8 protein-coding genes are annotated in these 11,644 nt (G+C 69.8%); 3 read left to right on the forward strand and 5 right to left on the reverse strand.

From position 1 onward, the window contains the following. The first annotated feature begins 17 nt into the window (after positions 1-17). Positions 18-530 (forward strand): 2'-5' RNA ligase family protein, encoded by a 513-nt coding sequence (locus BC793_RS28000; RefSeq protein WP_158319396.1) that lies wholly within the window; start codon positions 18-20, stop codon positions 528-530. Between the two features lie 79 nt (positions 531-609). Beyond that, positions 610-1,131: a DUF6817 domain-containing protein gene (locus tag BC793_RS28005; protein ID WP_109597448.1), complete on the forward strand. Its 522-nt coding sequence runs from the start codon at positions 610-612 to the stop codon at positions 1,129-1,131. A gap of 19 nt (positions 1,132-1,150) precedes the next feature. Here BC793_RS28005 and BC793_RS28010 read toward each other — a convergent pair whose 3' ends face one another. From BC793_RS28010 to BC793_RS28020, 3 genes are all read right to left on the reverse strand, one after another. After that, the gene (locus tag BC793_RS28010; RefSeq protein ID WP_109597453.1) at positions 1,151-2,398 is read right to left on the reverse strand and encodes a polyamine ABC transporter substrate-binding protein; all 1,248 of its coding nucleotides are present in this window, start codon (positions 2,396-2,398) and stop codon (positions 1,151-1,153) included. Positions 2,399-2,548: 150 nt separating this feature from the next. Beyond that, positions 2,549-4,141, reverse strand: a complete 1,593-nt coding sequence (locus BC793_RS28015; RefSeq protein ID WP_109597458.1) for a xylulokinase — start codon at positions 4,139-4,141, stop codon at positions 2,549-2,551. A gap of 2 nt (positions 4,142-4,143) precedes the next feature. After that, a complete protein-coding gene (locus BC793_RS28020; RefSeq protein WP_109597463.1) occupies positions 4,144-6,366 on the reverse strand; it encodes an aminotransferase class III-fold pyridoxal phosphate-dependent enzyme in 2,223 nt (740 codons plus the stop codon). A 92-nt stretch (positions 6,367-6,458) separates the two neighbouring features. Here BC793_RS28020 and BC793_RS28025 point away from each other — a divergent pair, with 92 nt between their 5' ends. After that, on the forward strand, positions 6,459-7,610 hold the full coding sequence (locus BC793_RS28025) for a PucR family transcriptional regulator (RefSeq protein WP_239170375.1): 1,152 nt from the start codon (positions 6,459-6,461) through the stop codon (positions 7,608-7,610). A 6-nt stretch (positions 7,611-7,616) separates the two neighbouring features. Here BC793_RS28025 and BC793_RS28030 read toward each other — a convergent pair whose 3' ends face one another. Together BC793_RS28030 and BC793_RS49785 are read right to left on the reverse strand one after the other, a co-directional pair. Next, positions 7,617-10,271, reverse strand: coding sequence for an FG-GAP-like repeat-containing protein (locus BC793_RS28030; protein ID WP_158319397.1), 2,655 nt, complete (start codon positions 10,269-10,271; stop codon positions 7,617-7,619). Between the two features lie 16 nt (positions 10,272-10,287). Next, positions 10,288-10,434: a hypothetical protein gene (locus BC793_RS49785; RefSeq protein WP_158319398.1), complete on the reverse strand. Its 147-nt coding sequence runs from the start codon at positions 10,432-10,434 to the stop codon at positions 10,288-10,290. Positions 10,435-11,644 lie beyond the last annotated feature (1,210 nt).

Below are 11,644 nucleotides of genomic sequence, written 5' to 3' on the forward strand. Positions count from 1 at the left end.
TGACAGCATCGGAGGCCGTGCGCACCGTGGAATTGGTGATCGACGACACTCTGGACACGTCCGTCCGCGAGCTGTGGCGGATCCTGCACGCCGCCGGCCTGCGCAGCCTGGCCACCCACACGCACCCCACCAACCGGCCGCACATCACCCTGGCGGTCGCGGCGTCCCTGCCGGCCCTGCCCGCGCTGCGGCTGCCCGTGCCGGTCCGTCTCGGGCCGGTGCGCCTGCTGGGCCGCGCCCTGGTCCGCACCGCCGACTCGCCGCGGCTGCGACAGGTGCAGGCCGAAGTCTGGCAGGCCCTGGACGCCACGAACCCCCTGCACGCCCCGGACGTCTGGGTACCGCACGTCAGCCTGGCCCTCAACCTGCCCGAGACCCAGCGCGCCGACGCGCTGGCGCTGCTCGCCGGGATCCCGGCGATCGACGGCGACGCCGTCGGCGTCCGCTCCTACGACACCGAGGCCCGCACGGTCACCGACTGCACCGGCCTTCCCCTCGACGGCGATCGGACGTCGCCGCACGGGCGCTGACCAGGTGGGGGAGCGGTGCGTGGCCCGTTCGGTACGCTCCGGGGCGGCGGATCGTTGATCATGCTCGTACATTCGGCTGATGAGTGTCGAGGCATGGCTGCGTGAGCGTGGCACCGAGACGGTTCAGCATCCGGGTGGCACGCTCTACACCCATCTGTGCCGGGTCCGGGATCGTCTGGCCGCCCTCGGTCACGACGCCGACGTGCAGGCCGCCGGTCTGGCGCATGCCGCGTACGGGACCGACGGCTTCGATCTGGCGCTGCTGTTCTGGCGCGAGCGGGACACGCTGCGCGAGCTGATCGGCCCGAACGCCGAGGAACTGGTCTACCTCTACGCCGCCTGCGACCGTTCGCTGTCCTGGCCGGACCTGGCCGCCACGCACCGGATCACCGACCGGTTCACCGGCGCCGCCGTGCGCATCGCCGACTGGCAGCTGACCCCGTTCGTCGACCTGAGCATCGTCAACGAGCTGGACGTCCTGGAGCACGACCCGGCCCTGCTGGCCGCGCACCGCGACTACTTCACCGATCTGTTCGCGGCCTGGTCACCGATCACGTCGCCGGCCGTCGCCACCGAGGTCCGCCGCCTGCTGACCCCGTGACGGCGACGACCGCCGGCGGTCAGCTCAGGGTGATCGGCTCGAAGGTGGCGGCGAACTCCCTCTGCTCCTCGGCGGTGTCGAACCCGACGTAGTAGTGCAGCCGCTCGTAGTCGGCCTCGCTCGGGAAGACCAGCGAGCTGTCGGCGACGTCCCGCAGGGCCCTACGGTCGGCGCCGGACAGGGCGGCCGCGTCCTTGCGGATGCGGTCGCGGGCGGCCGGGACCGGGCACACGTAGTTGATGTACGCCGCCAGTGAGGCGGCGTTCTCCACCTCGTAGAAGAAGTCGATCAGCATGAGGGCGTCGACCGGGTTGGCGGCGGTGACCGGGATGGCCAGATTGTCCGTCCAGATCGTGCCGCCCTCCTTCGGGATCACGAACTCGAGGTTCGTACCGTCGCTGAGGTTCTTCTGGAAGATGTCACCGGACCAGGCCTGCGAGATCCAGATCTCGCCCTTGCCGAGAGCGTCGAGGTAGTCCTGCTCGTAGTAGTTGCGCACGAGCCCGGCGTCCTTCTGCTGCTGGAGCTTCGCGGCCGCCTTCGTCCAGTCGGCCTGATCCGATCCGGCGGGCTCGGCACCGGTGGCGAGCAGGCCGAAGTTCGCCAGTTCGGTGACGTCGGACATCATCCCGACCCTGCCCTTGAACGCCGGATCCCACAGGTCGGCGAGGCTGGTGATCGGCCGTTTCACCTTGGCCGGGTCGTACGCGATGCCGGTGATCCCGGACGCCCACGGCACGCTGAACACGTTCGCCGGATCGAACGACTCCTGGGTGTACCGGGTCGCCGCGTTCCCGGTGAAGTTCGGCAGCCGGGTGTGGTCGAGCGGGGCGAGGAACCCGGCCGCCCGGAACTGCCCGAACTGGATGCCGTTGGTGATCACCATGAGGTCGAAGCCGATCGGCTCCTTCGCCGACAACTGCGGCTGGACCTTGGCGAACCAGGGGCCAATCTCCTGGATGACCTCCTGGTAGTTCACCTGGATCCCGGTCCGGGCGGTGAACTTCGCCAGCTCCGGCTTCGACGGGTCCATGTAGAGCGGCCAGTTCGCGAAGTCGACGCGCCCGTTCTGCTTCCTGCCGTCCCAGAATCCGGCCATCTCGGAACCCGTGAGTTCCCGCGGCCGGCCGGTGCCCTGCACCCCGCAGGCGGCGAGGGCGGCGCCGAGCGCGGACAGCCCGCCGATCCGAAGAGCGTCACGCCGCCCCAGACGTCGCCGGGTGAGACCGCGCAGCAGGGCCGGGTCGGTGGCGGTGCGGTGGAACATCAGACTCCGATCAGGTAGATCCTGATCATGAACGGTAGGCGGGCCACCGCTTTTTACCCATCGGTAACAAGGCTTCACCGGCAGGTACGACCGGTGGAGGCCCGGGACGGGTGGGTGGCGGCCCACCCGCCCCGGGTGGATCGGAGGCCCTCAATCGGCCTGGCGGTTCAGGCGGCGATAGACCGGGGCCAGTCGTTTGTGCAGGTCCTGATAGATGTCGTAGATCTCCAGGTAACGGGCGTGGTCCGGGCCCGGCGTGAAGACGTGGTCGTTGCGGGTCAGGGCCGGGATGTCGTCGAAGGAGATCAGGCCCGCGCCGACCGCGCCGATCCAGCCGGCTCCGCGGGCGTTGACGGTCACCGGGTTCGCGTCCCGGCGGATCTCGACGCCCAGGACGTCACTGAAGATCTGGCACCACGAGTCGGAGCGGGCCGCCCCGCCGGTGATCACCATCGACGAGACGGGGGTGCCGAGGAACTTGTCGACGGCCTTGGCCAGCCAGCGGGTGTTCAGGGCGACGCCCTCGAAGACCGCGCGCAGCAGATCGGAGCGGGTGGTGTCGAGGGAGATGTTCAGGAACGCGGCCCGCAGGTTCGGGTCGTCGACGGGGGCGCGCTCGCCGTACAGCCACGGGGTGTAGATGACGCCGTTGGCGCCTGCCGGAACCATCGGGATGATCTTGTCGAAGGCGTCGAAGATGGTGCCCTCGTCGCGGCTGACGTGCCCGGCACTGACGATCGGATCGTCGTATTCGACGATCTTGTCGCGCAGCCAGGTCAGGTTCGCCCCGGCGGTGGCCTGCAACGCGGTCATCAGATAGCGGTCCGGGATGGCGCACGGGATCGACGCGATGCCGGTCAGCACATCGGTCTTCTTCTTCGGCACGTGCGCGGCGATCCACGACGAGGTTCCCAGATACAGGTGCGTCTCGTTGTCGCGGATGGTGCCCGCCCCGATCGCCGCGGCGGTGTTGTCGATCGCCCCGGCGACGACCTGCACCGACCGGGGGAGACCGAGGTGATCGGCAGCATGGGGGGCCAGTGTGCCGATCACCTCGGTACAGGCCACGATCGGCGGGAACTTGTCCGCATCGATTCCACTGGCGGCGACCAACGCGGCGGAGTACCGGATGGATGGGGCCTTCCGGTTGTCCGTGACCCACGAGGTCAGGATCGAGTCGACTGTCGCCACCGTGCGGCCGGTCAGCTTCAGATTGATCCAGTCGAGCACATTGAGGAAGGTTCTGGTCTTTCTGTACACGTCCGGCAGTTCGTCGCGGACGAACAGCATGTGCGCGGCAGGGTCCTTTCCGGTCACCGACGGCATACCGCCGGTCAGCCGCAGCCAGCGGGCGATCTTCCGGACCGAGATGCCGTCGTACGCCGGGAAGCCCCCGAACTGCCTGCGAAGATGCGGGGCCCCGCGCATGTCGAGCCAGCTGATGCACCGCGTCAGCGGGTCACCGTGGGCGTCGACCGCGATGGTGCCCTCGCCCTGCGTCGACGAGCAGATGGTCGTCACCGCACGCAGATGGTCCGGGAAGGTCCGGCCGAGGTCGGCGACGGCCTCGGCCAGCGCGTCCCACCAGGCGACCGGGTCCTGCTCGGCCCCACCGCCGGGCAGCACCACCAGCGGGACCGGCCGTTCGGCCCAGCCGGTCACCGTGCCGTCGGCCGCGACGAGGGCGGCCTTCATCCCCGAGGTACCGAGGTCGATCGCCAGGATCTGCGGCGGGATGGCCAACGTCAGACTCCCTCGACCTGCGCGAAGACCTGGTCGAAACGGGACAGCGCGTCGTCGATGACCTCGTCGGTGTCGGCCATCGACGTGTACATCCGCGACCCGGCGAGAGTGATCACACCGTGGGCGGCGTAGGCGGCGCCCATCTGCTCCATCAGCTTCTTACGGCCCTTGTTCTCCTTGAACAGCTTGACCGGGTTGCGCATGTCGAGCATCAGCACGGCGCTGGACTCCAGGTGCACGATCGAGCCCTGGTTGTACGCCACGTACGGCAGACCGTACTTGTCGATCAGCTTCTGGAGGCCGCGGGTCAGCCGGTCACCGGCCTTCCCGGCGATCACCGGCGCGTTCGTCCGGGCCATCTCCTGGATCGCGAAGTAGCCGGCCGCGCAGGACAGCGGGTTCGCCGACAGGGTGCCGCCGACCTGGATGTGCGCACCGTTCTTGCCGTCGAGACCCGAACCGAACACCGCCATCGCCTTGGCACTGCCGCCCACCCCGCCGGCCATCGGGTAGCCACCGGAGACCGCCTTGCCGAACACCGTCAGGTCGGGCGTGACCCCGAAGTAGCCGGCCGCGCCACCCAGGCCGGTACGGAAACCGGTCACCACCTCGTCGAAGATCAGCATCGCGCCGAACTCGTCGCACAGCTTGCGCACGTTCGCGTTGAAGTCCTTCGGCACCGGGCGGGTGCCGGACTCCGGACCGAGCGGCTCGACGATCACCGCGGCGGTGCCACCGCGCACCCGGTTCTCGATCAGCTTGCGCCGCAGCGTGCCCAGATCATGCGGGAACGCCTCCCGGGTACGGCCGGTGGCGCCGAACGGGATGCCCTTGGCGTTCATCCGGAACGAGCCGGGCACGCGCAGCCCGTACACGACGGTGTCGGACCAGCCGTGGTAGGCACCACCGACCTTGATCACCATCTTCTTGCCGGTGCCCGCCCGGGCCGCGCGCACCGCCGCCATCACGGCCTCGGTGCCCGAACCCAGCGACCGGTACATCTCGATGTGCGGCATGTACTGGTGGATGATCTCGGCGAGTTTCAGCTCGTACTCGTGGAACAGCCCGGTGACCGGCCCCGACTCCTTGATCACCTCGGCCACCCGCTCGTTGACCGGCGCATAGTTGCTGCCCAGGATCGTCGGGCCGCCGGCCTGCAGGAAGTCGATGTAGACGTTGCCGTCCCGGTCGGTCAGATACGCGCCCTCGGCCTTGTCGATCGCCAGCGGGAACGGGTAGTTGAACGCCAGGTTGTGCTGGACCCCGCCGGGAATGCGCTTCTTGGCCCGCTCGGTGATCTCCTTCGAGGCCGTGCACTTGGTCTCGAAGTAGTTCAGCGTGTCCAGCAGCGCGTCGTGGCGCAGGCCGCGCAGAGGCTGGGCGACCAGGGCCTTCAGCCGGCGCATGGTGTCGTCCACGTCGGGATACTCACTGATCGAGTACCCCAGTTCGGCGGAGGTCGCCGACTCCGCCGGCGCTTCGACGACCGAACTGCTCGGCAACTCCTCGTCGGCCGGCACCCGGATCGGCTCGACGGCCTCGGTGATCTGCGCGGCGATCCGCTTCTCGTCCTTGCGCAGCTTGCTGAAGGCGATCTCGCGGATCGTGTCCGGAATCGTGTAGACCTTGCCGGCCTCCGACGTCAGCGCCATCAGATAGGCGATCGACACCTTCTCCAGCAGCGCCATGTTGAACACCGCGCGGTCCGGGTCGGTGCCCAGCGCCACCACGCCGTGGTTGGCGATGATGAACGCGTTGTCGCCGCTCGCCACCTTCTTCTGCACGTTCTTCGCCAGGAAGCCGGTGCCGGACGGGGCGTAGTCGATGATCGCGACCTCTTTGCCGAGGAAGCGGACCTGCTCGTCGGTGAGCGCCGGGATCGGCTTGCGCAGGAACGCCAGCGCCGACGCGTACGGCTGGTGGGTGTGCACGATCGCGTTGACGTCCGGCCGCTCGCGGTAGACGTTGGCGTGCATGCCGCACTCGATCGACGGGACCAGACCGCCGGCACCGTCCGGGTCGGGCACGTGCTTGCCGTTGAAGTCGACGATGCAGATGTCGTCGACCCGCATCCTGTCGTAGTCGTAGTTGCTCGGCGTCACCGCGTACAGCTCATGACCGGGGATGCGGACCGAGACGTTGCCCTCGGTCGCCTTCAGATAACCGCGGTCGAGCATCGTCCGGCACATGTCCACGACGTGCTGGCGGGAAAGGCGATGTTTCACGGCGGATCCTCAGGTCGCTGGGGTCTTACTCGAACCATCGTCGTCCGGCTTCCCGATCGAAGCATCGTCGGTGAACCAGTAAGAATAGGCACGTGACTTATCACGGCGTGACAAATTCGCCCTGGCTGCACGTGCCGGCGGATCTGGCCGTCGCCATGCGGCCCCGGCTGCCCGCGGCCGTGGCGGCGATCGCGGCGGCGGTGGGCGAGAGCAGCGACGCCGGTGGCGACAAATTCGAGCGCGACGTGCGTACCGCCGTGCAGGTCGCCCTGGACCGTTTCCTCGATCTCGCCGGCACCGACGAGCCGGCGCTGCCGCCACGCATCCGGGAGGTGTTCGTGGCGCTCGGCGCCGCCGAGGCCCGGGAGAGCCGCGGCCCGGAGGCGCTGCTCGCGTCGCTGCGCGTCGCGTCGCGCCTGCTGCTGCGCACCGCCACCGAAGCACTCGCCGAGCAGCGCCCGGTCAGCGTCGCCGAGGTCATCGACCTGTCCGACGCCACCAACGCGTTCATCGACGAGCTGGCCAACGCCTGCACCGACGGCCTGGCCCGCCAGCTGCGCGAACAGGCCGGCGAAGGCGACCGGCGCCGCCGCCAGCTGGCCGACCTGCTGCTCGCCGGCGGCAGCCCACCCGACCTGGTGCGGGAGGCCGCCACCGGCATCGGCTGGCCCGGCGTCGACGGCGTGGTACCGGTGCTGCTGCCGCCCGACCAGGCCCGCGACGCCCGGTTCCGGTTCGGCGCCGACGGGGTGGTCGCCGAGCGGGGCCGCGACGCCGTACTCCTGCTGCGCACCGGGCCCCGCGCCGACCGGGCCGCCCTCGCCGAGGCCCTGCACGGCCGGGACGCGGTGGTCGGCCCGGCACTGCCGTGGACCGAGGTGCCGCAGGCCGTCCGCCTCGCCGAACGGGCCGCCGAACTGACCACGCCCGGCCCCGAACCGATCTTCGTGGACGACCACTTCGCGGCACTGGCGTTACGCGGCGAACCCGGCGCCCTCGCGGTCCTCACCGCCCAGCGGCTCGCACCCCTGGCCGGGCTGCGCGCGAGCCAGCGCGATGCCTTCCTGATCACCCTGGCCAGCTGGTTACGGCACTGGGGCTCGCGTACGGCGGTCGCCGCCGAGTTGTTCGTGCATCCCCAGACGGTCAGTTACCGCCTGAACCGGCTGCGCGAACTCCTCGGCGACGACCTCGACGACCCCCGGGTCCGGTTCGAACTCCAGCTGGTGCTGGCCGACCGGTAGAGCCGGTCAGCCCACCGCAACCGTCGCCACGCCGGACCGGTTGCCGAACTCGTCGACCGCCACCACCTGCATGCTCGTGGCACCGGCCGGCGGGGTGATCGCCGCGCTGCCGCGGACCGCCGCGACACCGGTCCAGGCGCCACCGTTACCGAACTCGAACCGGTCGACGCCGGAACCGAGATCGAACGACCGGACGGTCACCGTCGCCGCTGTCGCCGCTGTCGCCGCTGTCGCCGCTGTCGCCGGGGTCGCCGCTGTCGCCGGGGTCGCCGCTGTCGCCGGGGTCGCCGGGGTCGCCGGGTAGAGCCGAGTGCTGCCGTCGCTCCACTTGATGATCATGTCCGGACCGCTGACCAGCACCGCGGACGCCGCCGTCAGCGCACCCGCCGGCCGGTACTCGGTCCGGGCGCCGATGGCCCCCGTACCCAGGCCCTGGTAGAGGAAGGCGCTGCCGGCCCGCCAGCGGACCAGGATGTCGTCCTTGCCGTCGTCGCCGGTGAGGTCGCCGACGGTCATGCCGACCGCGTCGGACCAGCCGTCGGCCGCGTCCCGGATGATGATCCGGCTGTCCAGCCCGCTGCGGCCGTCGCCGGTGAAGAGGTGGACGCTGCCGGCCGTCCACCGGACCAGCAGGTCGTCATTGCCGTCGTCGTTGAGGTCGCCGCCGACCACCTCCACGGCGTCCGACCAGCCCCCGGACGTACGCAGCGTGGACGCCGTCCCGAGCACACCGGTCCCGTTCCCGGGATACAGCAGCACGCTGCCGTCCCGGCGGTGCTCCACGATGTCCCGGCCGCCGCCACCGGTGTACTCCCCGATGATCAGGTGCGCGGTGTTCGACCACTGGCCGGCCGCACCGACCGGGCCACGCTTGGTGAAGGTGCCGTCGCCGTTGCCGGCCAGCAGCTCGGCATTGCCCCAGCGCCACCGCACCACCAGATCGGAACTGCCGTCGCCGGTCAGATCACCGGCGGCGACCTGGGTGGCGGCGAACAAGCCGCTGCCGTGCGTCACAGCCGGCAGAGGGGTGCCCTGAGCCGGGTCGATCACGTCGGCCGGCGACGCGTGGACCTTGACCCGGTCGGCGTCATGACCCCAGCGGACCGCCAGATCGGTCCGCCCGTCGCCGGAGAAATCACCGGTGACCTCGAACATCGGGCGCACGCTCAGGCTCGCCGGCGCCGTTTGCAGGACACGGGCCGCGCCGGACCCGCCCGGACGCAGCAGCAGCGAGCCGTCGACCTGGCGTACCAGCAGATCCGTGGTGCCGTCGCGGTCGATGTAGCCGCTGGCCAGACCGTCCGGGGCGGCCGACGCCGCGGAGCCCAGCCCGGTCGGGTCACCGGTCCCGCCGGGGTAGAGCAGCAGGGTGCCGTCACCCTGCCGGGTCAGCAGATCCGTGACCCCGTCCTGATTCAGGTCGCCGGCGATGAGGTCGGTCGCCGACTTGAAGAAGTACCGGGTACGCAGCATGGCCGAGTCGCCGAGGGCGCCCCGGTTGTCGCCCGGATACACGAAGACGGTCCCGGACGTCCACCGGACCACCACGTCGTCGAGGCCGTCGGCGGTGAAGTCACCGGACGTGACGCGGGCCGCGTCCGTCCAGCCGGTACCCACGGTCGTCGGTGCGCCGAGCCGGCCGCCCTCGTTGGGATACAGCTGGACATCGCCGTTCCAGCGCACCACCAGCAGGTCGGCCAGGTCGTCGCCGCCGGCGAAACGGCCCGCCGTGGCCTTACGGACACCGGCCCAGTTGACACCGTCCACCACGCCGTACTCGTTGACGCCGCGGCTCGCCGGCTCGACCGACGGGACCGCCGGCGCCGTGACGTCGTCGCTCCACACCGCGTCACCGCGCAGCGCCCGGTGATCGGGCTGGTGGGTGAGGCTGCCCGCGGCGGGGGTGATGGCCCGGCTGCCGGTCCACGAGATCCGGCCGGCCGTGCCGAACAGGTAGTCGAACTTGCGCGGCTCGGCACCCTCGGTGGTCATGTCACCGGAACGGCACAGCGTCAACCGGGCACAGCGCGGATCGAAGAACCTGCGGTTGGCCTGGTCGACCTCGGTGAACGGGCCCACCCCGCCCTCGATGCCGTAGTAGGCGTTCAGGTTCGGGTCGAACGGGTCGGCGTTCAGGTCGCCACCGAACAGCACCGGCCGCCCCTGCGCGAACCGGTTGATCGCCGCCATCATCTGCGGCGCCCCCGCGTCGGCGATCTCACCGGCCGTGTGGACGTTGCAGACCAGCGTGTCCCGGCCGCCGACCACCCCGCTCGTGCAGAGCAGCTTGCGGACCTGGGCCCCGGCCGCGGCGATCGGCGTCAGCGTCTCGACCTGCTCGGGCAGATCGGCGGCAGCGCCCTTGATGAAGATCGCGGTGCCGAACTCGTTGTAGTCCGCCGCCGTGTAGCCGCGGTCCCAGCGCGGGCACAGGCCGTGGGTGAAGAACGGCACCCACGCCACCCCGTAACCCGGCATCGCCTCACGGACCACCTCGCGCTGCGTCGCGCACATCTCCTGAAACATGATCACGTCCGGCTGGCGGCCGTCCTCGGTCAGGATCTGGCTCTTCAGCCGCGCCGCCCACTGCTGGGAGTCGGGCCGGCCGGTGGTCTGATACGAGCAGTTGCCGACGTAGGAGCCACACACGTTGTAGGTCACCACCCGGAACGCCGTGTCAGCCGCCGCCGCCGATGCGGACGCCGCCGTTCTTGCTGCGGGTGCCGCCGCCGGTGCGGGCGCCGTTCTTGCTGTGGGCGCCGCCGCCGTCGGTGCGGCTGCCACCCCGAGGAAACCCATCACCGCGAGTACGAACGCGGCCCATCTGCGAAAACTGGACAAGAAGTCCTCCCCGTGAATCGATCTCCGGGGATCTTTTCATGATCATCGATCCGGCGTGGGGCGGCGGGTTCGTGTCAGCGGGTCTCCGGTGACCGTCGGCGAGCGTGGCCTCGTCAGGGACGAACCCTCTCAGCGACAGGTGAGGCATCGCGGGCCGGAGGCGATTCCGCTCGGGCTGATCTCTCCGTCGTCGCACTGCACACGGAGCCGGGCCGGATCATCCTCCAGGTCGCCGTCCATGAGCGGACACCGGGAAGCGCCTTCTCGGCGACCGCCGACTCGCAAGCGCTTGAACCATCACGGCCCGCAAGGTTGCCGATGCACGCGGCCAGTTGAGGCAGTCAGCGTTCCTCGCGCTGAGGCGAAGTCAACCGGTTGGGGCAGTTTCACATAGGCGGACGATCATCTTCGGCCGATCTGAGCGGCCACCTGTGGGTGAGGGCTGCTTCCCGGCCCAGGAAGCAGCCCTAGCCCACAGCCCGGTGATCAATGGCGAGCTGCCTACTCACCGGAGCGGGCCGTCCACGCTGGCCGACTCCCGTTACGGAAGGTGGCGAGACCGGCGACGGGCGTACTCGGACGGCAGCATGTGAGGATGGGTGCGTGTCGCGACGCGGTCTGACCCGGGACTGGAGCATTGACCTTGACGACTCTTTTCGTGGTCGTGTCGTCGATGACGTTCTCCAGTTTGTTTCTGTCGGGCCGCCGGTGCGTACGATCTGGCTGGCCGTTTGGGAACCGCCGATCGAGCAGTCTCCCGAAAACATCCTGACCGACATTCTCCACGACGTTCATCCCGCACCGGTATCCCGGTTCAGGGAGAGGGACGGCGAAACCGGGGACCTTCGCTACGGGTCCTGGTACCCCGAGGCCCACGGCGAACGCATGCAGTGGGGCCTCCTTGCGTACACCATCAGGCGCGGCACGTATGTTCAAGTAGCGTTTATCAGTGATGACTCCAGAGACCTCTCCTGGGCTCTGGGAATGTGGCGATCGCTCCGATACCACCCGGAAAGTTGACGGCTTCGACCCGCATTCACATCGGCTACTTTGTCGCGGTGCCATCCGGAGTGGGAGCCGAGGATGCTCGTGCGAAGGTGACGACGTCACGGATCCCCTCCTCGTGACAACCGCGCTGCCAGGAACGCATCGGCAATCGGCTCCTCCGTCCGGGCGGCCCGGCCGAATGGCGG

Source organism: Actinoplanes xinjiangensis (assembly GCF_003148685.1).
Lineage (GTDB): Bacteria > Actinomycetota > Actinomycetes > Mycobacteriales > Micromonosporaceae > Actinoplanes > Actinoplanes xinjiangensis.

Coding starts and splice junctions, on each gene's coding strand:
- BC793_RS49785 (WP_158319398.1), bottom strand. CDS start 10,434: ATGGGCCGCGTTCGTACTCGCGGTGATGGGTTTCCTCGGGGTGGCAGC.
- BC793_RS28005 (WP_109597448.1), top strand. CDS start 610: ATGAGTGTCGAGGCATGGCTGCGTGAGCGTGGCACCGAGACGGTTCAG.
- BC793_RS28010 (WP_109597453.1), bottom strand. CDS start 2,398: ATGTTCCACCGCACCGCCACCGACCCGGCCCTGCTGCGCGGTCTCACC.